25 protein-coding genes are annotated in these 24,229 nt (G+C 71.8%); 5 read left to right on the forward strand and 20 right to left on the reverse strand.

What is annotated here, in order from left to right; all coding sequences use genetic code 11:
* Nucleotides 1-20: 20 nt before the first annotated feature.
* Both xylA and ACZ7OU_RS42150 read left to right on the forward strand, forming a co-directional pair.
* Nucleotides 21-1,169 (forward strand): xylose isomerase, encoded by a 1,149-nt coding sequence (gene xylA, locus ACZ7OU_RS42145; RefSeq protein ID WP_470245847.1) that lies wholly within the window; start codon nucleotides 21-23, stop codon nucleotides 1,167-1,169.
* A gap of 20 nt (nucleotides 1,170-1,189) precedes the next feature.
* Entirely contained in the window at nucleotides 1,190-1,579 is a 390-nt protein-coding gene (locus ACZ7OU_RS42150; RefSeq protein WP_470259589.1) for a VOC family protein, read from the forward strand.
* Between the two features lie 43 nt (nucleotides 1,580-1,622).
* Here the strand turns inward: ACZ7OU_RS42150 and ACZ7OU_RS42155 are convergent, their stop codons facing one another.
* From ACZ7OU_RS42155 to ACZ7OU_RS42205, 11 genes are all read right to left on the reverse strand, one after another.
* A complete protein-coding gene (locus ACZ7OU_RS42155; protein WP_470259590.1) occupies nucleotides 1,623-5,501 on the reverse strand; it encodes a carbohydrate-binding protein in 3,879 nt (1,292 codons plus the stop codon).
* Between the two features lie 104 nt (nucleotides 5,502-5,605).
* The gene (locus ACZ7OU_RS42160; protein ID WP_470259591.1) at nucleotides 5,606-6,607 is read right to left on the reverse strand and encodes a sugar phosphate isomerase/epimerase family protein; all 1,002 of its coding nucleotides are present in this window, start codon (nucleotides 6,605-6,607) and stop codon (nucleotides 5,606-5,608) included.
* Nucleotides 6,608-6,618: 11 nt separating this feature from the next.
* Entirely contained in the window at nucleotides 6,619-7,986 is a 1,368-nt protein-coding gene (locus ACZ7OU_RS42165; protein WP_470259592.1) for a nucleotide pyrophosphatase/phosphodiesterase family protein, read from the reverse strand.
* On the reverse strand, nucleotides 7,986-9,110 hold the full coding sequence (eboE, locus tag ACZ7OU_RS42170; protein ID WP_470259593.1) for a metabolite traffic protein EboE: 1,125 nt from the start codon (nucleotides 9,108-9,110) through the stop codon (nucleotides 7,986-7,988). Before eboE ends, ACZ7OU_RS42165 begins: the two co-directional genes overlap by 1 nt.
* Nucleotides 9,107-9,958 (reverse strand): TatD family hydrolase, encoded by an 852-nt coding sequence (locus ACZ7OU_RS42175; RefSeq protein ID WP_470245841.1) that lies wholly within the window; start codon nucleotides 9,956-9,958, stop codon nucleotides 9,107-9,109. The genes eboE and ACZ7OU_RS42175 overlap by 4 nt, the downstream gene beginning before the upstream one ends.
* Nucleotides 9,958-10,503 carry an EboA domain-containing protein gene (locus tag ACZ7OU_RS42180; RefSeq protein ID WP_470259594.1) on the reverse strand — a complete coding sequence of 182 codons (546 nt, stop codon included), beginning with the start codon at nucleotides 10,501-10,503 and terminating at the stop codon, nucleotides 9,958-9,960. The genes ACZ7OU_RS42175 and ACZ7OU_RS42180 overlap by 1 nt, the downstream gene beginning before the upstream one ends.
* Entirely contained in the window at nucleotides 10,500-11,321 is an 822-nt protein-coding gene (locus ACZ7OU_RS42185) for a sugar phosphate isomerase/epimerase family protein (protein WP_470259595.1), read from the reverse strand. The genes ACZ7OU_RS42180 and ACZ7OU_RS42185 overlap by 4 nt, the downstream gene beginning before the upstream one ends.
* The gene (locus ACZ7OU_RS42190; protein ID WP_470259596.1) at nucleotides 11,318-12,157 is read right to left on the reverse strand and encodes an SCO3242 family prenyltransferase; all 840 of its coding nucleotides are present in this window, start codon (nucleotides 12,155-12,157) and stop codon (nucleotides 11,318-11,320) included. Before ACZ7OU_RS42190 ends, ACZ7OU_RS42185 begins: the two co-directional genes overlap by 4 nt.
* The gene (locus ACZ7OU_RS42195) at nucleotides 12,142-13,251 is read right to left on the reverse strand and encodes an inositol-3-phosphate synthase (protein WP_470259597.1); all 1,110 of its coding nucleotides are present in this window, start codon (nucleotides 13,249-13,251) and stop codon (nucleotides 12,142-12,144) included. Before ACZ7OU_RS42195 ends, ACZ7OU_RS42190 begins: the two co-directional genes overlap by 16 nt.
* Nucleotides 13,252-13,359: 108 nt before the next feature.
* Nucleotides 13,360-14,631 carry an ROK family protein gene (locus ACZ7OU_RS42200; RefSeq protein ID WP_470245836.1) on the reverse strand — a complete coding sequence of 424 codons (1,272 nt, stop codon included), beginning with the start codon at nucleotides 14,629-14,631 and terminating at the stop codon, nucleotides 13,360-13,362.
* A gap of 242 nt (nucleotides 14,632-14,873) precedes the next feature.
* Nucleotides 14,874-15,335, reverse strand: coding sequence for a MarR family winged helix-turn-helix transcriptional regulator (locus tag ACZ7OU_RS42205; RefSeq protein ID WP_470259598.1), 462 nt, complete (start codon nucleotides 15,333-15,335; stop codon nucleotides 14,874-14,876).
* Nucleotides 15,336-15,470: 135 nt separating this feature from the next.
* Here ACZ7OU_RS42205 and ACZ7OU_RS42210 point away from each other — a divergent pair, with 135 nt between their 5' ends.
* Entirely contained in the window at nucleotides 15,471-16,655 is a 1,185-nt protein-coding gene (locus ACZ7OU_RS42210) for an MFS transporter (protein WP_470245834.1), read from the forward strand.
* A gap of 23 nt (nucleotides 16,656-16,678) precedes the next feature.
* A complete protein-coding gene (locus ACZ7OU_RS42215; RefSeq protein ID WP_470245833.1) occupies nucleotides 16,679-17,512 on the forward strand; it encodes an aldo/keto reductase in 834 nt (277 codons plus the stop codon).
* A gap of 57 nt (nucleotides 17,513-17,569) precedes the next feature.
* Here the strand turns inward: ACZ7OU_RS42215 and ACZ7OU_RS42220 are convergent, their stop codons facing one another.
* From ACZ7OU_RS42220 to ACZ7OU_RS42245, 6 genes are all read right to left on the reverse strand, one after another.
* A complete protein-coding gene (locus tag ACZ7OU_RS42220; RefSeq protein ID WP_470245832.1) occupies nucleotides 17,570-18,409 on the reverse strand; it encodes an SAM-dependent methyltransferase in 840 nt (279 codons plus the stop codon).
* A 136-nt stretch (nucleotides 18,410-18,545) separates the two neighbouring features.
* Nucleotides 18,546-19,640: a sialidase family protein gene (locus ACZ7OU_RS42225; protein ID WP_470259599.1), complete on the reverse strand. Its 1,095-nt coding sequence runs from the start codon at nucleotides 19,638-19,640 to the stop codon at nucleotides 18,546-18,548.
* 57 nt (nucleotides 19,641-19,697) lie between these two features.
* Nucleotides 19,698-19,841, reverse strand: coding sequence for a hypothetical protein (locus ACZ7OU_RS42230; RefSeq protein WP_470259600.1), 144 nt, complete (start codon nucleotides 19,839-19,841; stop codon nucleotides 19,698-19,700).
* Nucleotides 19,838-20,149, reverse strand: coding sequence for a hypothetical protein (locus ACZ7OU_RS42235; RefSeq protein ID WP_470259601.1), 312 nt, complete (start codon nucleotides 20,147-20,149; stop codon nucleotides 19,838-19,840). The genes ACZ7OU_RS42230 and ACZ7OU_RS42235 overlap by 4 nt, the downstream gene beginning before the upstream one ends.
* Nucleotides 20,100-20,693: an alpha/beta fold hydrolase gene (locus tag ACZ7OU_RS42240; RefSeq protein ID WP_470259602.1), complete on the reverse strand. Its 594-nt coding sequence runs from the start codon at nucleotides 20,691-20,693 to the stop codon at nucleotides 20,100-20,102. Before ACZ7OU_RS42240 ends, ACZ7OU_RS42235 begins: the two co-directional genes overlap by 50 nt.
* Nucleotides 20,690-21,118, reverse strand: coding sequence for a helix-turn-helix domain-containing protein (locus tag ACZ7OU_RS42245; RefSeq protein WP_470259603.1), 429 nt, complete (start codon nucleotides 21,116-21,118; stop codon nucleotides 20,690-20,692). Before ACZ7OU_RS42245 ends, ACZ7OU_RS42240 begins: the two co-directional genes overlap by 4 nt.
* Nucleotides 21,119-21,286: 168 nt before the next feature.
* On the opposite strand from ACZ7OU_RS42245, the gene ACZ7OU_RS42250 reads away from it, so the two are divergent.
* Complete coding sequence (locus ACZ7OU_RS42250; RefSeq protein ID WP_470259604.1) at nucleotides 21,287-21,712, forward strand: hypothetical protein; 426 nt, start codon at nucleotides 21,287-21,289, stop codon at nucleotides 21,710-21,712.
* A 52-nt stretch (nucleotides 21,713-21,764) separates the two neighbouring features.
* Here the strand turns inward: ACZ7OU_RS42250 and ACZ7OU_RS42255 are convergent, their stop codons facing one another.
* The 3 genes from ACZ7OU_RS42255 to ACZ7OU_RS42265 all read right to left on the reverse strand — a co-directional run bounded on the left by ACZ7OU_RS42255 (nucleotide 21,765) and on the right by ACZ7OU_RS42265 (nucleotide 24,222).
* Nucleotides 21,765-21,926, reverse strand: a complete 162-nt coding sequence (locus ACZ7OU_RS42255) for a hypothetical protein (RefSeq protein WP_470259605.1) — start codon at nucleotides 21,924-21,926, stop codon at nucleotides 21,765-21,767.
* A 123-nt stretch (nucleotides 21,927-22,049) separates the two neighbouring features.
* Nucleotides 22,050-22,592, reverse strand: a complete 543-nt coding sequence (locus ACZ7OU_RS42260; RefSeq protein ID WP_470245826.1) for a type 1 glutamine amidotransferase domain-containing protein — start codon at nucleotides 22,590-22,592, stop codon at nucleotides 22,050-22,052.
* Nucleotides 22,593-22,668: 76 nt separating this feature from the next.
* Nucleotides 22,669-24,222: a SpoIIE family protein phosphatase gene (locus tag ACZ7OU_RS42265; RefSeq protein ID WP_470245825.1), complete on the reverse strand. Its 1,554-nt coding sequence runs from the start codon at nucleotides 24,220-24,222 to the stop codon at nucleotides 22,669-22,671.
* Nucleotides 24,223-24,229: the final 7 nt, after the last annotated feature.

Raw genomic sequence — 24,229 nt, forward strand, 5'->3', positions numbered from 1 at the left:
AACTAAATGAAGGGACAGTCATGAGCGACTACGCTCCCCAGCCGGCCGACAAGTTCACCTTCGGCCTCTGGACCGTGGGCTGGACCGCGAACGACCCGTTCGGGGTCGGGACGCGGCCGCCGCTGGACCCGGTGGAGAGCGTGCACCGGCTGGCGGAGCTGGGCGCCTACGGCGTGACGTTCCACGACGACGACCTCCTCGCCACCGAGCCCGACCGCGACAAGGCGATCGAGCGGTTCCGCAAGGCGCTGGCCGAGACCGGCCTGAAGGTCCCGATGGCGACGACGAACCTGTTCACCCACCCGGTGTTCAAGGACGGCGGCCTGACCAGCAACGACCGCGACGTCCGGCGCTACGCGCTGCGGAAGGTGCGCCGCAACCTCGACCTCGCGGCCGAGCTGGGCGCGGAGACCTACGTCGTCTGGGGCGGGCGCGAAGGCGCCGAGTCCGACGCCGCGAAGGACGTCCGGGCGGCGCTGGACCGCTATAAGGAGGGCCTGGACCTGCTCGCGGACTACGTCGTCGAGAAGGGCTACTCGCTGCGGTTCGCCCTCGAACCCAAGCCGAACGAGCCGCGCGGCGACATCCTGCTGCCGACGATCGGGCACGCGCTGGGCTTCATCTCGCAGCTTTCGCGCTCCGAGATGTTCGGGCTCAACCCGGAGGTCGGGCACGAGCAGATGGCCGGGCTCAACTTCGTGCACGGCATCTCGCAGGCGCTGTGGCAGGGCAAGCTGTTCCACATCGACCTCAACGGCCAGCACGGCCCGAAGTACGACCAGGACCTGATCTTCGGCCACGGCGACGTCAAGAGCGCGTTCTTCCTGGTCGACCTGCTGGAGAACGGCGGCTACGAGGGTCCGCGGCACTTCGACTACAAGCCGCTGCGCACCGAGGACCCGGCGGACGTGTGGGTGTCCGCCGCGGCGAACATGCGCACCTACCTGATCCTCAAGGAGAAGTCGGCCGCGTTCCGGGCGGACCCGGAGGTCGCCGAGGCGCTGGCGGCGTCCCGGGTCCCGGACCTCGCGACGCCGACGCTGGCGCCGGGCGAGTCGTTCGACGACCTGCTGAACGACGACTTCGACCTCGACGCGGCGGCCACGCGCGGCTACCACTTCACGCGCCTGAACCAGCTGGCCCTGGAGCACCTCCTCGGCGTCCGCTGAAAAGCGGTTAGCCTGAGGCGATGCTGAGCGACGCGCGGATCGAAGCCCGCATCCCCACCCAGGACCTGGCCCGAGCCCGCCGGTGGTACTCGGAGAAGCTCGGCCTCGAACCGGCCGAGGAGCGGGAAGGCGGTCTGCGCTACGAAGGTGCGTCGGGCGTGTTCTGCCTGTTCGCCTCGGCGGGCGCGTCCGACGGTTCTTTCACACAAATGGGCTTCTACGTCGACGACGTCGAAGCCGCGGTCGCCGAACTGCGGACGCGCGGAGTCGTCTTCGAGGAGTACGAAGGCGCGGTGGACGGGATCATGGACATCCGCGGCAACTACCCGAGCAAGGGCCGCGGTGAACGCGCCGCGTGGTTCCGCGACAGCGAGGGGAACATGCTCGGCCTCGCCGAAGTGACCCCGTGACGGAGAAGGGCCGCCGTGCGGACACGGCGGCCCTTCTCCGGTCTTACGACACCGTCAAGGTGTCGATGTCGAACAGGGATCCCGCGCCGCCCCGGAAGACCAGGTGGAGCGGGCCCGAGCCGGACGACACGGTCGTCGAGACGGCCTGGAACGTCTCCCAGCTGCCCGTGTTCGGCACCGCGACCGTGCCCAGGAGGGCGCCGGTCGCCGAGCCGTCGCGGATCTCGATCGTGCCGCCCGCGCCCGCCGAGGACACGACCGCGCTGAACCGCGTGATACCCGCCGTGCTCACCGACGCGTACCCCGCCCAGTCGCCGTTCTCGATGTAGCCCAGGGTGTTGCCGCCGCTCGCCGGGGCGTGCGGCGCCACCTGGACCCCCGAACCCGACGTGAACGACTCACCCTCCACTGTGGACGACGAAGCGACCCCGCAGTCCGCCTCGACGACCCCGGCGGCGTACCGGATCCCGCCGAGCAGCTCGGCGCGGAACGCGGTGTCCGAATAGGACTCGATGGTGTGGCCGAGCCCGGTGTAGAACGCGCGGCCGCCGCCCTGCGGGTGGCACCACGTGATCGGGTGGTCGGCACCCATCTCACCGCCGGTGTAGCTGGACTCGTCCAGCGTCTGCAGCACGTGCACGCTGCCCCGCGGGTTCGTCCGGTAGTTGTACAGCTCGTCGGTCCGGGTCCAGACGGCCGGCAGGTGCGCCGTCGCCGGGTGGGTGGCGTCTTCGGTCACGAACCGGGCCTGCTGGATCGCCGGGTGGCTCTTGAAGTAGGCGCCGACGAGCGTGCCGTACCACGGCCAGTCGTACTCGGTGTCCGCCGCGGCGTGGACGCCGAGGTAGCCGCCACCACCCTCCACATAGGACTCGAACGCCGCTTGCTGCGTGGCGTCCAGGACGTCACCGGTGGTCGACAGGAAGACGACCGCCTGGTACTTGGCCAGTTCGGTGGCCGTGAACACCGAAGCGTCCTCGGTCGCCGTGACGCCGAAGCCGTTCGCCGCACCCAGCTCACGGATCGCCTGGATCCCCGCCGGGATCGCGTCGTGCCGGAAACCGGCCGTCTTGGAGAACACCAGCACGTCGTACGCGGGATCGACCTGGGTCGGCATGCTGCTCAGGCTAATCGTGTCGATGTCGAACAGGGAACCGGAACCGCCGCGGAACACCAGGAACAGCGGCCCGGAGCCACCGGACACCGACGCCGTCACGGTCTGGAAGTTCTCCCAGCCGCCGGTGTTCGCCACCGCGACCGTGCCCAGCAGCGTGCCGGTGGCCGAGCCCGACCGGATCTCGATCGTGCCGCCCGGACCGTCCGACGACACCCGCGCGGTGAAGGACCGCGCGCCCGAAGTGCTCACCGACGCGTACCCGGCCCAGTCGCCGTCGTCGATGTAGCCCAGCGTGTTGCCACCGCTCGCCGAGGCGTGCGGCGCGATCTGGACCCCGGAGCCGGACGTGAACGACTCGCCTTCGACCGGGCCCGCCTGGGTGGCGGTGGTGAAGGTGAACGCGTCGAGGTCGAACAGGTTGCCCTGCCCGGTGACGCCCTTGAACACGAGGTACAGCGTCGTCGTGCCGGACGGGCGGTTCGTCAGGTTCGCCGTGACGTTCTGGAAGACCTCCCAGTCGCCCGTGTTGGGCGCCGCCACGGACCCGAGCAGCGTGCCGGTCGGCGAGCCCGCCCGGACCTCGAGGGTGCCGCCCGGGCCGGCCGAGGACACCCGCGCGCTGATCGACGTCGCGTTGCCCAGCGCGTACGGCGTGAACGAGATCCAGTCGCCGTCGTCGGTGTACCCGACCGTCCGGCCGCCTTCGGCCGCGCCGTGGTCGGCGAGCTGGATCCCGGACTGGGCCGAGAAGTGCTCACCCTGGCGGTGCCGCGGCTGGAGCTTGCGCACGCTGTGCGACGTCAGCCCGCCGTTGTCGGTGTACTGCGCGTCGAAGACGCCGAAGATGTTCGCCGCGGCGTCATGCTCACCGTCGACCGGGACGGCGATCGAGCCGCTGCACCCGGTCGCCTGCGTGATCTGGTGCTGGTGGCTGTCGTGCCCCAGCAGGTACGTGACCTTCACCTTCGAGCAGTCCAGCGGCCCGTCCTCCGGGTCGCTGCCGGTCACCTGGAACGGCACGGTGTCCCCGAAGGAGAACAGCTGACCGTCCGCCGGCACACCCAGCGAGACCGTCGGCGCGGTGTTGCCGACCGTGACGACGAGGCTCGCGGTACCGGTCAGGCCCTCCGGATCGGACACCGTGAGCGTCGGCGAATAGGTCCCGTTGGTCGTGTAGGTGTGCGCCGGGTTCGCCGCGGTCGACGTGGCGCCGTCACCGAAGTCCCAGCGGTAGCTCAACGCCCCGCCTTCGGGGTCGCTGCTGCCCGCGGAGGAGAAGGTCACGGTCAGCGGGTTCGGGCCGGACGTCTTGTCGGAGGCGGCTTTCGCGACCGGGTTGCGGTTGGTGCCCGCCAGGTACTCGATCCGGTAGAGCGCCTGGTTGTCGTCGCCGGTGCCGTAGTCGAGGACGTACAGGGCGCCGTCCGGGCCGAACGCCATGTCCATGACCTGCGTGCCGGTCCAGGGGAAGTTCTCGATGCCACCGCGGGTGCCGTCGGCGTTGACGGTGACCGCCTTGATCCACTTGCGCCCGTACTCCCCCGCGAAGTACTTGCCGTCGAGGGACTGCGGGAACTTCACCGTGGACGTCGAAGCGGCGTCGTACCGGTAGACCGGCCCGCCCATCGGCGACTCCGAGCCGCTGCCGAACTCCGGCGGCGAGCCCTCGTCGCCCGCGTACTTGATCCACGCGGCCTTCGGCACCGGCAGCTGGGCGAGGCCGGTGTTGCGGAAGGAGGAGTTCGTCGGACCGCCCGAGCAGTCGTACTTCGCGCCCGACGGGCCGCTCGGGAACGTGAAGTGGTTGTACGTCTCGGTCGTGGTGTTCGAGCCGGTGCAGTACGGCCAGCCGAAGTTGCCGGCGGAGGTGATCCGGTCGAACTCGACCTGGCCCTGCGGCCCGCGGTTCGGGTCCGTGGTGCCGGCGTCCGGGCCGTAGTCGCCGAGGTAGACGACGCCGGTCGGTTTGTCGACACTCATCCGGAACGGGTTCCGGAAGCCCATCGCGTAGATCTCCGGCCGGGTGCTCGCGGTACCCGGCGCGAACAGGTTGCCGGACGGCACGGTGTACGTCCCGTCGGCCTGCGGGTGGATCCGCAGCAGCTTGCCGCGCAGGTCGTTCGTGTTGCCGGACGAGCGTTGCGCGTCGAACTGCGGGTTGCGCGTGGTCCGTTCGTCGATCGGCGAGTAGCTGTCGGAGGAGAACGGGTTGGTGTCGTCGCCGGTGGTGAGGTAGAGGTTGCCGGCGGCGTCGAAGTCGATGTCCCCGCCGACGTGGCAGCACTGGCCGCGGTCGTTGGCGACCTTGAGCACGACCTTCTCGCTGGCCAGGTCGAGGGTGTTGTCGGTCTTCAGGACGAACCGCGACAGGTGCAGCTCGCCCTTGAACGGCGCGAAGTCGGCCTCGGTGCCGTCGGTCGGCGCGTCACCGTCCGGTGTGGACAGACGCGGCGAGAAGTACAGCCAGATGTACCGGTTGGTGGCGAAGCCGGGGTCGGCGGCGACGCCCTGGAGGCCTTCCTCGTCGTGGGTGTAGACGTTCAGCTTGGCCGCGACGGACGTCGCGCCGGCCGCGGTGGTGACGCGGACGGTGCCGTCACGCGAGGTGTGCACGACCGAGCGGTCGGGCAGCACGGCGAGCGACATCGCCTCGCCGAGCTCGGCCGCGCCGGTGGCGAGCGCGACCTGCTGGTAGTCGGCGGGCGGGATGTCCGCGCGGGCCGGCGTGTCGACGGTGAGCAGGAGGCCGGCGCTCAAGAGTGCGGCGCCGAACAGCCTCGCCCACTTCGGTGGGGACGGAGACATTTCGGGGTCCTTCCTGATTTTGAGCGTGCTTCGCCCCGGAGTGGCGCGAAGCCGGTTTCGATCACCTTCCGACGGGGCTGGCGGTCACCCGTTGAACAGAAGCACTACTTCGAAGAGAACGCGGCGTCGAAGGCAGCCGTGGGTGGGGTGAAGTTGAGCTTGCGGACGAACTCCAGCGCTTCCGGCGCGCCGATGAGCCGGTCCATGCCCGCGTCCTCCCACTCGATGGAGATGGGGCCGTCGTAGCCGATGGCGTTGAGCATCCGGAAGACGTCCTCCCACGGGACGTCGCCGTGGCCGGTGGACACGAAGTCCCAGCCGCGGCGGGGATCCGCCCAGGGCAGGTGGGAGCCGAGCCGGCCGTTGCGGCCGTTGAGCTGCTTGCGGGCCTCCTTGCAGTCGACGTGGTAGATGCGGTCCTTGAAGTCCCACAGGAACCCGACCGGGTCGAGGTCCTGCCAGACGAAGTGCGACGGGTCGAAGTTCAGCCCGAACGCCTCCCGGTGCCCGATCGCCTCCAGCGTCCGGACGGTGCTCCAGTAGTCGTAGGCGATCTCACTCGGGTGCACCTCGTGGGCGAAGCGGACGCCGACCTCGTCGAAGACGTCCAGGATCGGGTTCCAGCGCGCGGCGAAGTCGGCGTACCCGCGCTCGATCATCGACGGCGGCACCGGCGGGAACATCGCCACCGTGTGCCAGATCGACGAGCCGGTGAAACCGACCACAGTGGACACTCCGAGCTTCGCCGCGGCACGGGCGGTGGTCTTCATCTCCTCCGCCGCCCGCTGCCGGACGCCCTCGGCTTCGCCGTCACCCCAGATCCGGGCCGGCAGGATGGCTTCGTGCCGCTCGTCGATCGGGTGGTCGCAGACGGCCTGGCCGAGCAGGTGGTTCGAAATCGCCCACACCTTGAGGTCGTACTTGGCCAGCGTCTCCAGCTTCGCCTGGACATAGCCGTCCTCCGCCAGCGCGCGGTCCACCTCGAAGTGGTCGCCCCAGCAGGCGATCTCCAGGCCTTCGTAGCCCCAGCCGCTCGCCAGCTCGCACACCTCCTCGAACGGCAGATCGGCCCACTGCCCGGTGAACAGGGTCAACGGTCGTGCCATGTCCTGACCTCCTACTCGGTTCGGATAGCCGCCAGCAGCAAGTCCTTGACTTCGGTGGCGTGGATCTTTTCGCGCGCGAGCGCGGGGTCCGAGCACAGCAGCACCGGCCCGTCGTCGGGCGAGTCGGGCAGCCGCCCGTGACTCCCGCGAACCGGCGCGGGGTCGAGCGGGACGACCTGCATCGAGTACCGCAGGCCGAGCTTCTTGCGGGCGAGCGCGGACGCGGCCTTCAGCTTCACTCGCGGGTCGTCGGGGTCGAAGAACAGCTCGGCCGGGTCATAGCCGGGCTTGCGGTGGATCTCGACAGTCTTCGCGAAGTCCGGCGCGCGGTCGTCGCTCAGCCAGTAGTAGTACGTGAACCAGGCGTCCGGCTCGGCGATCGCGACCAGTTCCCCGGCCCGTTCGTGGTTGATCCCGATGCCCGCCTGCGCCTCGCGATCGAGGACGACGTCCACTCCGGACAGTCCGGCGACGATGTCCCGCACGCGCGGGATGTCCGCGGGGTCGGCGACGTAGACGTGCGCGACCTGGTGGTCGGCCACCGCGAACGCCCGCGACGTCCACGGGTCCAGGTACTCCATGCCGGCCTGGACGTAGACGTTGAGCAGGCCTTCACGGCGTAGCGCCCGGTTGATGTCGACCGGCCGGTTCGCGTTGGTGATGCCGTACTCCGACAACGCGACGACGGTGTGCCCACCCGCGGCCGCCTGGTCCAGCAGCGGCTTCAACGCCGTGTCGATCTCGCGCGCGGCAGCCGCGGCCTGCGGCGCGTCGGGGCCGAAGCGCTGGAGGTCGTAGTCCAGGTGCGGGAGGTAGACCAGCGTGGTGTCGGGCTTGTCTTCCGCCATGATCTTCTGCGCGGCCGCGATGATCCACTTCGACGACGTGATCGCGGCCGTCGGGCCCCAGTAGGTGAACAGCGGGAACTCGCCGAGCGCGCCGACGAGGCGGTCGTGCAGCTGGGGCGGGTGGGTGTAGGCATCCGGGGACTTCTTGCCGTCGGCGTGGTAGATCGGCCGCGGGGTCACCGTCAGGTCGACGTCCATGCCCATCGCGTACCACCAGCAGACGTTCGCCACGCGGTGCCCGGCTTGCGCGCGACGGGCGGCGTCCCAGAACTTGTCGCCCTGGACGAGCTTGTTGTGCTGGCGCCAGAGGAAGATCTCGCCGAGGTCGCGGAAGTACCAGCCGTTGCCGACGATCCCGTGTTCGGCCGGTTGCAGGCCGGTGAGGAAGGTCGACTGCACCGAGCACGTCACCGCCGGGAACACGGTGTCGAGCTGCGCGGTGAAGCCGGGTTCGGCCATCCCGCGCAGGTTCGGCATGTGCGGGAGCAGCCGGGGCGTCAGCCCGACGACGTCGAGGACCAGCAGACTCATCAGTGCACCTCTTCCAAGCCCAGTCCGACAAGGGAACGGCGCGTCCAGTCCAGCTCGGCCGCGATGCCCGCGACGAGCCCGGCGTCGTCGGCGGGTGCGTCCGGGAGCACCTGCCAGGTGTAGGTCTCGACCTCGACGTGGTCGGTGCGCGCGCTCGCACCGCCGAACAGCTCGGCCAGCGTCGCGGCCAGCACCGGCCGGGTCGACGTCAGCGGCGGCGCCGGGTCGGCGTGCAGCGGCACGTGGAAGTGCACGCGCCACGGCGCCTCCCCCGGAAGCTCACCGGCCAACGCCAGGTCGAGATCGTCCGCGCCCGGCGGAGCGCCTTCGTTGCTCTGGTGCAGGAACCGGGGTTCCACAAAGGACTCCAGTGCCTTCCGGGTCGCCGGATCGGCCGGGTTCGCGGCCTCCAGCGCGGCCGACGCCTGGAGCTTGACGACGTCGAGCCCGGCCGCTTCGAGCCGCCCGAGCGCGGCGGCCGGGTCCTCGAACCCGACCGCGAGGTGACACGTGTCGAGGCAGACACCCAGCCAGTCCTTGTCCACTTCGGACAGCAGCGACGCCGCCTGCGCGGTCGTCTCGATGACGCACCCGGGTTCGGGCTCGAACGCCACGCGCACCGGCCGGTCCTGCTTCGCCAGCCCCTTCGCCAGAAGTTCGAGCTGGCCGCCGTCTGCACGCCATTCGGTGCGCCAGCCGAGCGGCAACGTCGAGACGCTGCCGCGCACGGCGTCGTCCGGCATCAGCTCGGCGAGCAGCCGCGCCAGGTCGAGCGTGTACCGCGTCCGCTCGGGTGTCGACCAATCCGGCCGGTACACCTTGTGCTTGACGACCGGATCGTGGAAACCCTGGTACGGGAACCCGTTGAAGGTGACGACCTCGAGGCCGCGCGCGGCCAGCTCGGCTTTCAAGGAGACGACCGCGCCCGGATCGGCGACCAGTTCGGACGCCACCGGCCGGGCCAGCCACAGCCCGAGCCCGAGCCGGTCCACCCCCAGGCGTTCCCGCACCGGCTCCCCGAAGCGGGCCAGCTGGGTGAGCACGCCGTCGAGGTCCTCGGCCTGGTGCACGTTGGTGCAGTAGGCGAGGTGGACGAGTGAGCCGTCGCGATGCCGGAACCTCACTTGCGCGCACCTCGCAGGATCGAGTTGCCCGCGAACTCCGCGTCCACGGTGTCGGACTCCAGCGAAAGGCGCCCGCTCTGGCCGTAGAACTCCACCGGGTTGCGCCAGAGGACGAGGTCGACGTCGTCCTCGGTGAACCCGGCGGCCAGCATCGCGTCACCGGTCTTGCGGGTCTTGAGCGGGTCGCTCTTGCCCCAGTCCGCCGCGGAGTTCACCAGCACCCGCTCGGTGCCGTACTCCTTCAGGATCGCGACCATCCGCTCTTCGTCCATCTTCGTGTCCGGGTAGATCGAGAACCCCATCCAGGAGCCCGACTCCTTGACCATCGCGACGGTCACCTCGTTGAGGTGGTCCAGCAGCACGCGCCCGGGCGCGATCCCCGACTCGCGGACGACGGCGATGCTCCGCTCGGTCCCGGCCGCCTTGTCGCGGTGCGGGGTGTGCACCATCGCCGGCAGGCCGTGGTCGATCGCCAGCGCGAGCTGCGCGGCGAACACCTTGTCCTCCTCGGCGGTCATCGAGTCGTAGCCGATCTCGCCGACCGCGACCACGCCGTCCTTCTCCAGGTACCGCGGCAGCAGGTCCAGCACCGGCGCGCACCGCGGGTCGTTGGCCTCCTTGGGGTTGAGCGCGATCGTGCAGTGGTGGGCGATGCCGAACTGGCTCGCGCGGAACGGTTCCCAGCCGACCAGCGCGTCGAAGTAGTCGGTGAAGCTGCCGACGTTCGTGCGCGGCTGGCCCAGCCAGAACGCCGGCTCGACGAGCGCGCGGACCCCGGCGGCGTGCATGGCCGCGTAGTCGTCGGTGGTGCGGGAGCTCATGTGGATGTGCGGGTCGAAGATGCGCATCAGACGTCCTGTTCGGTCAGCAGCGGACGGAGGTCGGCGGGCACGTCCCGGCCCGCGGCGGTGCGCTCGGCGGCGAACGACCGCATCATGCGCAGGAGCTCCGCGTCGGTCCGGCGGTCCAGCCCGGCCACCTCGGCCAGCGGGATGCCCATGAAGACGCACTTGAGGACGCCGTGGCGGTAGGCCGCGTCGTCCAGGTGGGTGGCCGCGCACTCCCCCATCGCCGCCGTGACGAGCCGGGTGTCGTTGGTCCGCAGGGCGTCGGAGACGAGGGCTAGACCGGCGTCGCCGATGTCCACAACGGACAGTCCACGGAGGACGGCCCGCTTCTCGGCGGCGTCGCCGTAGCGGTAGAGATCGGGCATTTCCGCCGCGGCCCCGGGAGCCGCCCGAAGCAGCTCAACCCGGGCGACGTCGTCGACCGTCCAGCCCGGGACGTCCGACGGTCCCCGCCCGACCCGGCGGCCGACCCCGGGGAACAGCGTCCGCAACGCCGACGCGTCACCGGCGACCTGGGTCCGGGCTTCGTCCAGCCAGTCGTTCACGCCGCCACCGCCTTCCGCAGGAACTCCAGGGACTCGCGGGCGATCCGCGGTGCGGCGTGGCTGTCGCGCGGCAGTTCCACGGCGACCAGCCCGGCGTACGGCGCCAGCGCGGCCAGCACCGGCGGGAAGTCGATCTCGCCCGTCCCGAACTCCAGGTGCTCGTGGGTGCCCCGGCGCATGTCGTCGATCTGGACGTTCACCAGCCGCGGCAGCGCGCGCCGGACGCAGTCGGGCACGGACGCCGTCTCGTTGCACCGGCAGTGCCCGATGTCCAGCGTCAGCCCGAACCGCTCCGGATCACCGAGCCGGCGCGAGAGCTCGAAGTACCCGGTGAGGTCCTCGACGAGCATGCCCGGCTCGGGCTCGAAGCCGAGCTTGACGTCGTGTTCGTCCGCGGCCTTCAGCACGTCCGCGCAGCCGGCGACCAGGAGCTCCCAGGCGTCCGAAGTGGACAGCCCGGCCGGCTTGGTCCCGCTCCAGAACGAGACGGCCTCGGCACCGAGGTCCGCGGCGATCTCGACGGCCCGGGTCAGGAAGTCGATGCGCAGCGCCCGATCCGGGTCGAGGAACGTCGGCGCGTGCTTGCGCCACGGGTCCAGCAGGAACCGGGCCCCGGTCTCGATCACTACGGCCAGCCCGAGCCGGTCCAGCTCGGTGGCCAGCGAAGCGACCCGGCGGGCGAGGTCCGGCCCGAACGGGTCGAGGTGCTGGTGGTCGAGGGTGAGCGCGACACCGTCGTACCCGAGGTCCGAGAGCACGCGCAGCGCGTCACCGAGGCGGTGGTTGGCGAAGCCGTTGGTGCCGTACCCGAACCTCATGTCGGCGACACCTTCCGGCTCAGCGCCCGCGCGATCGGGAACGCGGCGGCGACGGCCAGCGCCGAGCGCCACGCGCCGGTGCGGGCGATCAGCCCGGCCTGCAGCGGGATCATGCCGTGGATGCCGGCGCCGACCGCGCGCCGGATCTTGGGCGCGACCGGGTCGCGGACGGCGTCGTACTGCGCCCGCCCGGTGGTCAGCGCGTACGTCCCGAGCAGCGCCGAGGCCAGTGGCCCGACGCGGCCGGCGGCGACGCGCACCCCGGCCGTGGCGGCGAGGGTCACCGCGGGCAGGGCGGGCTTGGCACCGGTGACCTCCGACCTTGACAACGTCGTCACGGCGTACGTGTGTGCCCCGACCGTCAGCGCGGCCGGTAGGGCCGCTCGGGCACCGCCCCCGCCGAGCAGCACGTCCAGTGCGCGGGCGGCGGCCATCGCGGCCGGCCCGAACACCGTCTCCTTGAGCACGAAGTCGTACGCCCAGACCGTCGCGGCCAGCGGCAGCGCGACGCGCAGCGCCTGCTTCCCACCGGCGGCCGCGGCGATGCCCAGGCCGCCCGCGGTGAGCCCGGTCGCGACGCCGAGCGCGGTGCCCGGCGTGACCCGGCCGGACGGGATCGGCCGCTCGGGCCGTTCCATCGCGTCGAGGTGGCGGTCGGCGTAGTCGTTGAGCGCCATGCCCGCCCAGTAGATGCAGACGGACGCGCCGGTCAGCGCGAGCGTGCGACGGCCGAAGGGCCAGCCCGCGGCGGCGGCCCCGGCGACGGCGTCCCCGGGCACGGTCAGCGCCGCGGGCGCGCGGACGAGCTCGACGAGCGCCTTCACCGGTGCGCCCACTCGCGCAGGGCCGCGTACTGCGACGCGAGGTCGTGCGGGCCGTCGCCGACGGGATCCTTGAAGAAGAACCCGAACTCGGGCACCGGCCCGGCGACGCCGTCGCGGCACGCCTTCCCGGTCAGCCGGGCCAGGTCGAGCACCAGCGGCGCGGCGAGCGCGGAGTCGCAGCCCTGCCAGGTGAGCTGCAGCGTCATGCGCGTGCCGAGGAACCCTTCGAACAGCACGTGGTCCCAGGCGGTCTTCCAGTCGCCGAGCGCCGGGACGTAGTCGATGTGCACTTCGCCGTCGACCTCACGCCCGAGGTTCTGCGCGAGCACCTGCTGCTTCGACGCGTTCTTGCTCGACGCCGCACCGGGGTCGGCGAGCGTGGCGCCGTCCCCGCCGCCGAGCAGGTTCGTGCCCGACCAGGACAGGACGTTCAGCGCGCGCTGGGCGAACATCGGCGCGAGCACCGAGCGCAGCAGCGTCTCGCCGGTCTTGCCGTCGCGGCCCGCGTAGGGCTGTCCGGTCGCGCGGGCGAGCTCGTCGAGCGCGGGCAGCCGCGCGCCGGTGGACGGCGTGAAGTCGACAAAGCCACAGCCCGCGCGGAACGCGGCGTAGGCGTACAGCGAACTGGGCGGCAGAACGTCCAGTTCGTCCTCCAGCGCGGCCAGCGAAGCGTGTGCCGGGTGCGGCGCACAGGGCGGTTCGGTGGAGGAGACGTTGAGGACGACGGCGTGGTCCAGACCCTCGCGGAACTCGGTCAGGTCGGCGACGGCCTGCTCGACGGCGGCGCGGCCGCTCCCGGCCGGTGCCGGCCGCAGCCGGGACTCCGCGGCTTCCAGCTCGGCCGCGATCGGGCCGGGCAGCGTCGCGGGCAGCACCCCGGCCGCCGCCAGCTGTTCCGCCCGCTTGACCAGCGGGGTGCCGACGACGTCGTGGCCGCCGAAGACCAGGTCCCCCAGGCCGGGCAGGTCCGCGCCGGCGAAGTCCGGCAGCTCGGTCACGCACCCCGTGCGCGCGGTCAGCCCCGCCCGCATCGCGGCGGCCCCGGCGACGGCCGTCGTCGCCACCGAGCCGCGAGCCCCGATCAGCCAGACACCGATCTTCCCCATGGTTTCCTCCCTGTTGGGTGGATCAGCCCGCGCCGGCAACGGGTTTGCCGGACGTGCGGCCTCCCACTCGATCTCCATCGCCGGTCCCGGGCAAGCGTTTCCCGCCGGTCATCCGCTGTCCCTTTCCGGCCGCACCGGCACCAGCGCCGGATCGTCGAACACCGCTTGCAGCGCGACGTGCGCGCCACCGCGCGAAGCCGCGGAAAACCCGAGCCAGGACAGCTCGACGCGACAGCCCCCGATGCCCGGCGCGACCACCCGCGCCTCGAGCTCGGTCAGCATCGGGCCGAGCAGGTACGGGCCCAGCTGGGCGAAGTAGCCGCCCAGCAGCACCACGCGCGGGTTGAAGACGTTGACCAGCACGGCCGCGCCGACCCCGAGGCCGGTGCCGACCTGAGCGAGCGCGTCGAGCGTCCGCTTGTCCTTCAGCTCGGCGCGGCGGCGGATCATGTCGAGCCGCTGTTCGAGGTCGAGCGACGGGTCGTGCACCGGGTCGCTCGGCGACGCGGCGTGCCGCAGCATCCCGGCCAGCCCGACGAGCGTCTCCCAGCAGCCCCGGCGCCCGCAGCCGCACACGCGGCCCGTCGGATCGACCTGGATGTGCCCGACCTCGCCGGCGAACCCTTCCGCACCACCGAGCAACCGGCCGCCGGAGATCACGCCGCCACCCACACCGATCTCGCCGGTGAGGTACACGAGGTCGGCGGTCCCGGCGACGCTGCCCATCGCGTACTCGCCGAGCGCGCCGAGGTTCGCGTCGTTGGCCGTGCGGATCGGGAACGACGGCGGGCCGAGCCGCCGGGTCAGCCGGTCGGTGATGCCGCGGACCACCGCCACGTCGGTCCAGTGCAGGTTCGGCGCGAAGGCCACGGTGCCGCTCGTGACGTCGACCAGCGCCGGGATGCCGACGGTCACGCCGGCCGGCACCACCCCGAGCCGGCGGCATTCCCGCAGGGCCCGCGCGGTCAGTTCCGCGCCCGCGTCGAGCACCTTCGCCACCGGCAGGGCCTGCACGTCGAGCGCCACGCGTTGTTCGAAGAGCACGGTGCCGGTGAGGTCGAGGGCGAGCGCGGTCAGGTAGTCGACGTTGATCTCGACGCCGATGCCGCCGACGTCGCGGCCGTCCAGCTCGACGATCGTGCCCGGCCGGCCGACCGCGCCGGCGCGTTCCCGCTCGCCTTCGCGGGCCAGCCCGCGCTCGACGAGCTCGGCGACGAGGCTCGAGACGGTTCCCTTGTTCAGCCCGGTGTCCGCGGCGATCGCCGCGCGCGAGCGGGGTCCCGCGTCGCGCAGGTGCCGCAGCACCAGCGCGAGGTTGCTCCGGCGGACGGCGGCCTGGTCGGCCGGGCGCACCGGCTTGAGCGAAAAGGAGGAGTCCACGCCGACACCACCCCGGTTCGTCTGGTGGTTCAACAAATTAGGTGCGGCGAAACGATCCGGTCAACGCGCCCCAGTGCGGACAAAAGCCGGACAAACGGTGCTGACCAGCGAAACTATCGAACAATGCAAGCGAAAGTGTCCCACGGATGGAGCACGGGTTAGGGAGCTCGGACACCTAATCCCCCCACCGAACGGGCCGTACCGCTCAGCGGGAGTGTCGGGCGGGCTTGCGCAAGTTTTCGTCAGACCGAGGGCACGACCGGGAAGGAAAGCTTGCCCAGGGCGGCAACCAGCGGCGAAAGTTCCGGCAACCCCTCGGCGTCGGCGAGGGCTTCCGCCAACGCCGTGTCGTGGGTCGGACGCGCCGCCGTCAGCAGGGCCTGGCCCGCCGGCGTCACCTCCGTGTAGATGCCGCGACGGTCGTCCGCGCAGAGGTAGCGGGCCAGCAGTCCCCGCGCCTCCAGCCGCGTCACCAGGCGGGTGGTCGCCGACTGGCTGAGCACCACCGCGTTGGCGAGCTGGTTCATCCGGAGGTGGAAGCCGTCCTGGCGGGCGAGCGCGTCGAGCACGCTGTACTCGCTCACCGACAGCTCGTGGTCGCGCTCGAGCGCGCGCTGCAGCCGGTCCTCGATCCGCGCGTGCAGCGCGGCCAGCGTGCGCCAGCCCTGAGCGCGGGCTTCGACGGCGTCGTCGTCCAGTGACACGGTTCACCTCTCCCGGGCTTGCCGCATACGGTTGCGCGCGGCAGTATCAAGCCTGTGCAATATACGGCGTGTGCAACTATCTCGGACGCTCGTAGTTGCTCACGCTCACAAGCCTACCCTGGAAGAAGGAAGTCCATGCCCGCCGCTCTGCTCGCCCTCGCGATCAGCGCTTTCGGGATCGGCACCACCGAGTTCGTGATCATGGGCCTGCTGCCCGAGGTCGCGACCGACTTCGGCGTCTCGATCCCGTCCGCAGGCCTGCTCATCTCCGGCTACGCGCTCGGCGTCGTCGTCGGTGCCCCCGTGCTCACCGCGCTCGCCTCGCGAGTGCCGCGCAAGACCGTGCTGGTCGCCCTGATGGGCCTGTTCATCGCGGGCAACGTGCTCTCGGCGCTGGCCCCGAGCTACGGCCTGCTGATGACCGGCCGGGTCGTCGCGGCCCTGTCGCACGGCGCGTTCTTCGGCGTCGGCTCGGTCGTCGCCGCGTCGCTGGTCGCCCCGGCCAAGCAGGCCGGCGCGATCGCGCTGATGTTCACCGGGCTGACCGTGGCCAACGTCCTGGGCGTGCCCGCCGGTACCGCGCTCGGCCAGGCCTTCGGCTGGCGCTCGACGTTCTGGGTGGTCAGCGTCCTCGGCGTCGTCGGCGCACTCGGCGTCCTCGCGCTCGTGCCGCACCAGGCGCCGGACCCGGACGCCGGCCTGCGCCGCGAACTCGCCGTGTTCCGGCGCCCGCAGGTGTGGCTCGCGCTGGCCATGACGGCACTCGGCTTCGCCGGGGTCTTCGCGTCCTTCACCTACATCGCCCCGATGATGACCGAGGTCGCCGGCTTCTCGAGTGGCGCCGTCACCTGGCTGCTCGTGCTCTTCGGCGCCGGGCTGTTCGCCGGCAACCTGCTCGGCGGCAAGGCCGCGGACCGCAAGCTGATGCCCAGCCTGTACGTCATCCTCGCCGCGCTGGCGCTCGTGCTGGTGGCGTTCGTCTTCACCGCGCACGCGAAGGTGCCGGCGGCGATCACGATCGCGCTGTTCGGCGCGGCCGGTTTCGCCACCGTCCCGCCGCTGCAGGCCCGTGTGATGGCCAAGGCCGAAGGCGCCCCGGCGCTGGCCTCGGCGGCGAACATCGCCGCGTTCAACCTCGGCAACGCGGGCGGCGCGTGGCTCGGCGGCCAGGCCATCGGCGCCGGCCTCGGCTACACCGCCCCCAACTGGATCGGCGCCCTGCTCGCCGCGGCGGGCCTCGCCGTGGCGCTCGTCTCCGGCCTGCTCGACCGCAAGGCCCCGGCTAGTTTCGAAGCCGGGGAACGGGTACCCGCCCGATGAACCACCCACCGAAAGGAACCCTCGTGACCAGCGTGCCCGTGATCGAACTCAACAACGGCGTACGGATGCCCCAGCTGGGCTACGGCGTGTTCAAGGTCCCGGACGACGAGACCGCCGCCGCCGTGAAGGCCGCCCTCGAAGCGGGCTACCGCAGCATCGACACCGCCACCGTCTACGGCAACGAGAAGGGCGTCGGCCAGGCCATCGCCGAGTCCGGCATCGCCCGCGACGAGCTCTTCATCACCACGAAGCTGTGGAACTCCGCCCAGGGCTACGACTCGACGCTCAAGGCGTTCGACGAGAGCATGGAGAAGCTGGGTCTGGAGCAGCTGGACCTGTACCTGATCCACTGGCCGACGCCCGAGCGCGACAAGTACCTGGACACGTGGAAGGCGTTCGAGAAGCTGCACGCCGACGGCCGGGTCCGCGCGATCGGCGTGTCCAACTTCCAGCCCGCGCACCTCACGCGGCTGCTCGACGCGGCCGACGTCGCCCCGGCGGTCAACCAGATCGAACTGCACCCCTACCTGCAGCAGCAGGAGGTCCGCGAGTTCGACGCGAAGCACGGGATCGCGACCGAGGCGTGGAGCCCGCTGGCCAAGGGCGGCTCGCTGCTGGGCGACCCGATCATCGCGGAGCTGGCGGTCAAGCACGGCCGCACGCCCGCGCAGATCGTGCTCCGCTGGCACCTGCAGCTGGGCAACGTGGTGATCCCGAAGTCCGTGACGCCGTCGCGGATCGCGGAGAACTTCGACCTGTTCGGGTTCACCCTCACGGAGGAGGAACTGGAGTCGCTGACGCCGCTGGACCGCGGCGAGCGCACCGGCCCGGACCCGGACACGTTCAACGCCGCCTGACCCCGTCGTGAGTGGGAAACAGGGTTAGAACACTGTTTCCCACTCACGACCCGGGCGTCACTGCTTGCGGGCGACTCCGCCCAGCGTGAGGAAGTTCAGCTCGCTCAGCGGGTGGATGCGGGGGCCGTCGGGCCACCATTCGTGCAGGTAGACCAGCCCCGGCCGGAGCAGCTCCGTGCCGTCGAAGAACTCCGTGATCTGCTCCCGGGTGCGGAACACGCTGCCCAGCCCGGTGCCCTGGAAGCTCGTCTCCAGCAGCCGCGCCAGCTCCTGGCGGGGCGAGTCCTCTTCCGGGTCGAAGTTGTGCGTGAGCAGCAGGTACGAGCCGGGCACGAGCGCCGCCACGTACTCCGCGACGATCGACTTCGCACGCTCGAAGTCGTCGATGTGGTGGATGATCGACGTCAGGATCAGCGCCACCGGCCGGGTGAAGTCCAGGTACTCCTTGACGACCTCGTCGGCCAGCGTCTCCGCCGGCCGGGTGAGGTCGGCGCCGGTCACATGGGTCAGGTAGTTCTCCTCGAGCAGCGCCCGGCCGTGCACCTGCACGACCGGATCGATGTCGACGTACACCACCTGCGCGTCCGGGTTGTACCGCTGGGCCACCTGGTGGGTGTTCTCCGCCGTCGGCATGCCCGAGCCCAGGTCGAGGAACTGGTCGATGCCGCGTTTCCCGGCGAGGAACCGGACCGCGCGCACCAGCCAGTCCCGGTGCTCCTTCGCCATCGTGCGCGCGCCGGGCGCGATCGCGAGCAGCCGCCGCATCGCCTCACGGTCGACCTCGTAGTGGTCGTGGCCACCCAGCAGTGCGTCCGACAGCCGGGCCAGGCTCGCCTTGGAGAAATCGAGGGAAGCCGAGCCCCCCTCGGTTCCGGACCGCAGGTCGCCAGGCGTCATCGACTGTTCTCCCTCGTCTGTGGAGCCGGCCCCTGCCCGGGTCCGGCCACCTGTGTCCGGCAACGGACAGTGCTCAGACTACGACATGGCGTTCACCAAGTGAACCAGGCCGAAGGGCCTTACCTGCCAGGGACAACTACCCGATCGTCACTTCGCGCCAGATGTGTCCGCCGTCCGTGGTCCGGTACAGGGCGGAGCCACCGTCGGCGTCCGGCTGGCCGTCGACGACCACTCCGGTGCCCCGGCCGGGGAAGTCGAGATCGGTCAGGCTGAGCCCGCGATCGGACAGCACGGTCGTGGTCCAGGTGCGGCCGCCGTCGGCCGTGCTGTGCAGGAACCCGCTGCCGCCGCCCTCGGCCGCGACCGTCGCGGACGCCGGGGAAGCCGCGCCGAAGCCCTGCGTGATCCCGGCGAAGGGCGCCGCGTCGGCACCGCTGAACGTCCCGCCGAGCTGCGCCGCGTGCCGCAGCCGGCGCTCGGTCGACCCGGGCTGCGGCGAGCCGGGACTGCCGCTGCACAACGCCACGACCTGCCGGTCGCGGACCCCGGCGAGCGAGGCGACCGACCCCGCCGGGCACGGCGGTTCGGCGGGGGTGAAGCGGACGCCGTCACGCGAGGTCCAGTACTTCTCCGTCCCGTAGTCCGCGCCGAGCGCGACCTGCAGGCCGCCGCCGACGGCCAGGTCGCCGTAGGTGATCCCGCCCGCGGCCGCGAAGCCGGGCACCGGGACCAGCACCGGCGAGCCGGCGGCACCGGAGTACAGCCGCGTCGAGCCGTGACCGTCGCCGAAGGTGGTGAGGACGGCGAAGACCCGGCCGGCGGTTTCGGTGATCTTCGAGAGGTAGTAGGGCTCCCGGGCGCCCACCAGGCCGACCGGGTGCCAGCTCGCGCCGCCGTCGCGGGTCGTGCGCACGTGGACGCCGTCGCTGACGTACGCGACGCGGTCGCCGGCGAACGTCAGCGCGACGTGGTTGTGGTTGTCCGGCAACGCCATCGGCGGCGCGCCCAGCCGGCGCCAGTGCTTCCCGCCGTCGGTCGTGCCCAGCAGCGCCGGGCACCACGACTCAGCGCACGGCGAGTACCCCAGGACGTACCCGGTACCGGGGCCGGTCCAGCTCGTCGAAGCGGGCCGGAACCCTTGGGGGACAACGGTTTCCGCCGTCGCGGGCGAGCCGGACACGGCCAGCAGGGTGAGGACGGACGCGAGCAGCGCCGGGATTCTCATGATCACCTGGACGTGCCGCACGGGACGGGGTTGCCCGTCGCGCGCGAGGTTCCACCGCGCGGATCAGCGCGCCGCGGCCGGCCGGGCGTCGAGCTCGGTGTGCATGTCGAAGAACCGCGCGGGGAACCGTTCGACCGGCACGACGAGGACGTCGGCCCCCTGGCCGTAGGTGAACCACACCGCGGTGCCGTGGCGCCGGTCGATCACGATCCCGCTCCCGTCAAGAACTTCGCCGCGGCGTCCGCCCAGCCGGGCAGGAAGTGCCCGGCGTCCTCGGCCAGCCGGACGTCGGCGGCCGGCAGGGCCCGCCGCAGCTTGGCCGCGGCGTCGCGCTGGTCGAGCAGGACGTCGTGCGCGCCGAAGTGGGCCTGCACCGGCATCGGCAGCTCGCCCAGCCGCTCCACCGGGAAGACCGGGATCTTCTCCAGCCGCGGCTTGAAGTGCTCGAACGTCGCCAGCGTGAACTCACCGACCGCGCGCCGCCCCGGGTCGGCGGGGCCGCCCTTCGCGACCATGGCCAGCGAGCGCCGCCGTCCCCCAGGCACCGAACCGGCTGTAGGCGGCGAACTTGAGCAGGGGCGCGACCCGGCCGCGGCCGATCCCGGACGGGTTGACCAGCACCAGCGCCGTGACGCGCGCCGGGCGGCGCAGCGCGAGGTCGAGCGCCCACCAGCCGCCCAGTGAGGTGCCGAGGAAGGCCGCGCGAGGCAGTTCGAGCGCGTCGAGGACGTCGTCGAGCCACTCGGCGTGGGCCGGCGACCCGAGCGGCGGCCGCGCTTCGACGGTCCGGCCCGGCTCCCCGGGCGCGTCGACGGCGTGCACCCGCAGGTTCTCCGCGAGCGTCGCGATGTCGGGCAGCCAGTGCGCGGCGGTGCCGCCGGAGCCCTGCAGCGCGACGACCGGCGGCGCGCCCACCGGGCCCGAGACCACGGCGAAGGTGTCACCGAGACGGGTCTTCAACGTGGACGTCTCATGCGGCACCGGCCAGCTGTCGAGAAGCGCGTCGTAGCGCCGCCGGACCGCCTCCGCGCCCTCGGCCGAGCGGTAGACGGTGCTCACGCCAGGCCTTCGGTGAACGAGGCCACGAAACGCAGCAGATCCGCGCCGGCGGCGAGGTCGCCGAGCACGATGATCTTCAGGGTGGCGCGCTCCTTGTCGTAGATGGTCTCGACGCGCAGGGGCCGCTCACCCCCGTCCCGCGGCCCGTTCACCGAGGCGACGACCACGGTGGCGATCCGGTCGGCCATCGCCCGGTCGACGCCGCTGACCTCGGCGACGCTCGAAAGTTCGGCGACGGGCCGGTCCGGCCGCGGTTCGGCCACCGGCAGCCCGGTGAAGGCCTCGAGGTCGTCGGCGGCGATCCGGTACTGCTTGCCGATCCGGACCGCCTTGAGCCGTCCGTCCCGCACGTAGTTCCGGACCGTCCGGACGTGCAGCCCGAGCTTCGCGGCGACCTGGTCGACGGAGAAGACCTCCTGCGCCATGACCCTCCTTGTGTTCCTCAAACTACCCTACCATGTCACCATTCAGGGAAGTTTGGGGAACGGGCGGTTTGCCCGCCCGGGTGCCGGGTATTCCCCGGTGTTGCTCCCGCTCGCCCAGGTACGTCCGCAGTGCGTCCACATCGGACAGTCGAAAGGACGGCGACGTCGATGCCGTATCCCCCGCCCCCCGAGCCCTACGAACCGCCGTACGAGCCGGCCCCGGCCGAAGAAGTCGTGGAGCGCACCCACCCGCGCATCCGGATCGTGCGCACGGTCAACGCCCTCATCCACCTCGTCTGCGCGGTGTTCGCCCTGGTGCTCGCCGTGCACATCCTGCTGGTGTTCGGCGAGGCGAACGCGGCGAACGGCTTCGCGCACCTCATCTCCGAGTGGTCGTCCGGCGTCTCGCTCGGCCTGCGGAACCTCTTCACCCCGGACAACGAGAAGTTCCGGGTGTTCTGCAACGACGGCCTGGCCGCGGTGATCTGGCTGGTCATCGGGGCCGTGCTGACCGACGTCATCACGCGCATCGGCGTGCCGGGCCCCAAGCGGGTCTGGTACCGCCGCCGTCGCAACACCAGCTACTACGGCTGACGGACGAGAAGCCGCCCCGGCCTGGACCGGGGCGGCTTCTTCATGAGCTGGGTCAGCCTTTCGGCTGTTCGGCGACCGGTTTGACGGGCTCCGGCTCGGGCCGCGACGGGACCTCGGCGACATCGGCCGGCCGGGGAGCGGGAACGCTCTGAGTGGCGACCACGTCGAAGTGCTCCCGGCACCAGCGGCCGTAGCGGCGTGCCTGCACTGTCATGGTGTCCACCTCCTCTCCGCGAGCGATCCTGGTCACACCCCCAGCGTCCTCCGCCGGGCCACCGAAAGCCAACACATTTAAGCGGGACTTAACACACGGCCGGGTGAACGTCTACAAAGGACTTCAGCCCGCGAACTCCCGCACGACCGTCCGGCAGAACGCCGGCAGGTCGTCCGGGTTCCGGCTCGAGACCAAGCCGTTGTCGACCACCACTTCTTCGTCGACGACGGTGGCGCCGGCGTTACGCAGGTCGGTCCGGATGCTGGGGTAGGAAGTCAGCGTGCGGCCACGGACGACATCCGCTTCGACGAGCGTCCACGGACCGTGGCAGATCACCCCGACCGGCTTCCCTGCGCGCACGAAGTCGCCGACGAACTTGACCGCGTCGCCGTCCGTCCGCAGGTTGTCGGGGTTCATCGTGCCGCCCGGGAGCAGCAGCGCGTCGAAGTCGCCGATGCCGACGTCGGCCACCTTGCGATCGACCGCGAACCTGTCGCCCTTGTCGATGTCGCCGTTCATCGCCTGGATCTCGCCGGTGTCCAGCGACACGAGCTCGACGGTGGCGCCTTCGTCGAGGACGGCCTGGCGCGGCTGCTCCAGCTCGACCTGTTCGACGCCGTCCGCGGCCAGGATCGCGACCCGGCGGCCTTGCAGTGAGTTCGCCATGAAACTTTCCTCCGTGAGATCAATGCACGGAGGAATTACCCGCTCGGAACCCGGTCAAACCCGGTCCACAGTGGACTCAGTCGGAGCACTCGATCGCCAGCACGGCGATGTCGTCGTGGGCCGAACTCCCCAGCCAGTCGCGCACGGCCTGGCGCAGCCGCCGCACGACCTCGCGGGCCGGCTGGCCCGCCGCCGTCGCCAGCACCGCGCGCAGCCGGTCGTCGCCGAACAGCTCCGTCGGGTCGTGGCGGTTGCGGGCCTCGGTGATGCCGTCGGTGTACAGGAGGCAGACGTCGCCGCGCTCCAGCCGCACCTCCGCCTCGGCGAACCGGGCCTGCGGCGAGATCCCGACCAGCGTCCCGGGGACGGTGACCTCCTCGACCACGCCACCCCGGCGGACGATCAGCGGCGCCGGGTGCCCGCCGGAGGCCAGGGTCAGGCCGACGCCGCCGTCCGACGGCCGGGCCGTGCCGAGCACCAGCGTGGCGAACCGGCTGCTGCCGCCGGCGATGAGCAGCTCGTTGAGCAGCCGCAGCAGCGTCCGGCCGTCGCGCTCGACCATCGCGAGCGCGGTCAGCGCGTGCCGGACCCGCCCGGTCAGCGCCGCGGCCTCGGCGCCCTTGCCGCAGATGTCGCCGAGCACCAGGAACGCGCTGCCGTCGTCGTGCGGGAGGACGTCGTAGAAGTCGCCGCCGACCGCGAGCACCCCGGCGGCCGGCTCGTACCAGGTCTCGAACCGGGCGCCGTCGAGCTCGGGCGGGTCGACCGGGCGCAGCGTGGTCTCCAGGCCGCGCGTGGCCTCCTCCTGGCGGGCGTAGCGCTGCGCGTTGGCCAGCGCCGTCCCGGCCGCCTTGGCGAACTCGACGACCGCGCGGCCCTGCTCGGCGCCGAACTCCGGGTCCACCTTGCGGCCCAGCAGCAGGGCGCCGGTGACGCCGGCACCGCCGCTCGGGCCCAGCGACACCACCACCACCTCGGCGTGGCCGGCGAACCGGTCGGCCACGACCGACGGCAGGGTGGCGACCTCGGGCGCGGGCACCGGTTCCGGCCGGGGCTTGCCGGTGGCCGCGAACGTCGCCGCCAGCACCGGCGCGACCTGCGCCGGGACGCGACGGATCCGGCCGTGGCCGTGCGCCGACGGGCGCTCGCAGCTCCACCACTCCCACCGGCCGCGCGTGGTCGGCAGCAGCACGAAAACGGTCTCGGCCAGCGCGGACGCGGCCAGCTCGGCGATCACCCGCGCCGTGCCGTGACGCCCGCGCGCGCCGGCCAGCCGGGGCCCGGCCTCGGCGAGGAAGTCGCCGACGTGCCGCTGGGGGACGTCTTCCGCGGGCACGGTCCAGGCGTGCCAGCCGCCCGGCAGGGCTCGGATCCGGGCGGGACGACGATTACCGGCCACCTCGACGTGCCCCGAGGTCTCGGCGATCGGGTGCAGGCGCGGCTCGGCGCCGCCGGTCAGCGTGCGTGCGGCCGGGTTCGCCCAGCGCAGCGCGCCGTCGGTGTCCTGGAGGAACACCGCGTCGCGCACGTCTTCGAGGACCGCCCGCCCGAAGGCGTCGAAGCCCGGCGGCGCGTCCTCACCGGTCATCGGCGGCAGGGCCGCCGAGGCCGGGGCCGGACGTGACACCATGCACGGA

The organism is Amycolatopsis sp. NPDC114505 (assembly GCF_055633615.1).

What these genes read in the sequence shown, in the direction of transcription:
- xylA (WP_470245847.1), top strand. Translation starts at nt 21, where the DNA reads ATGAGCGACTACGCTCCCCAGCCGGCCGACAAGTTCACCTTCGGCCTC.
- ACZ7OU_RS42150 (WP_470259589.1), top strand. Translation starts at nt 1,190, where the DNA reads ATGCTGAGCGACGCGCGGATCGAAGCCCGCATCCCCACCCAGGACCTG.
- ACZ7OU_RS42155 (WP_470259590.1), bottom strand. Translation starts at nt 5,501, where the DNA reads ATGTCTCCGTCCCCACCGAAGTGGGCGAGGCTGTTCGGCGCCGCACTC.
- ACZ7OU_RS42160 (WP_470259591.1), bottom strand. Translation starts at nt 6,607, where the DNA reads ATGGCACGACCGTTGACCCTGTTCACCGGGCAGTGGGCCGATCTGCCG.
- ACZ7OU_RS42165 (WP_470259592.1), bottom strand. Translation starts at nt 7,986, where the DNA reads ATGAGTCTGCTGGTCCTCGACGTCGTCGGGCTGACGCCCCGGCTGCTC.
- ACZ7OU_RS42175 (WP_470245841.1), bottom strand. Translation starts at nt 9,958, where the DNA reads ATGCGCATCTTCGACCCGCACATCCACATGAGCTCCCGCACCACCGAC.
- ACZ7OU_RS42185 (WP_470259595.1), bottom strand. Translation starts at nt 11,321, where the DNA reads ATGAGGTTCGGGTACGGCACCAACGGCTTCGCCAACCACCGCCTCGGT.
- ACZ7OU_RS42195 (WP_470259597.1), bottom strand. Translation starts at nt 13,251, where the DNA reads ATGGGGAAGATCGGTGTCTGGCTGATCGGGGCTCGCGGCTCGGTGGCG.
- ACZ7OU_RS42210 (WP_470245834.1), top strand. Translation starts at nt 15,471, where the DNA reads ATGCCCGCCGCTCTGCTCGCCCTCGCGATCAGCGCTTTCGGGATCGGC.
- ACZ7OU_RS42220 (WP_470245832.1), bottom strand. Translation starts at nt 18,409, where the DNA reads ATGACGCCTGGCGACCTGCGGTCCGGAACCGAGGGGGGCTCGGCTTCC.
- ACZ7OU_RS42235 (WP_470259601.1), bottom strand. Translation starts at nt 20,149, where the DNA reads ATGGTCGCGAAGGGCGGCCCCGCCGACCCGGGGCGGCGCGCGGTCGGT.
- ACZ7OU_RS42245 (WP_470259603.1), bottom strand. Translation starts at nt 21,118, where the DNA reads ATGGCGCAGGAGGTCTTCTCCGTCGACCAGGTCGCCGCGAAGCTCGGG.
- ACZ7OU_RS42250 (WP_470259604.1), top strand. Translation starts at nt 21,287, where the DNA reads ATGCCGTATCCCCCGCCCCCCGAGCCCTACGAACCGCCGTACGAGCCG.
- ACZ7OU_RS42255 (WP_470259605.1), bottom strand. Translation starts at nt 21,926, where the DNA reads ATGACAGTGCAGGCACGCCGCTACGGCCGCTGGTGCCGGGAGCACTTC.
- ACZ7OU_RS42260 (WP_470245826.1), bottom strand. Translation starts at nt 22,592, where the DNA reads ATGGCGAACTCACTGCAAGGCCGCCGGGTCGCGATCCTGGCCGCGGAC.
- ACZ7OU_RS42265 (WP_470245825.1), bottom strand. Translation starts at nt 24,222, where the DNA reads ATGGTGTCACGTCCGGCCCCGGCCTCGGCGGCCCTGCCGCCGATGACC.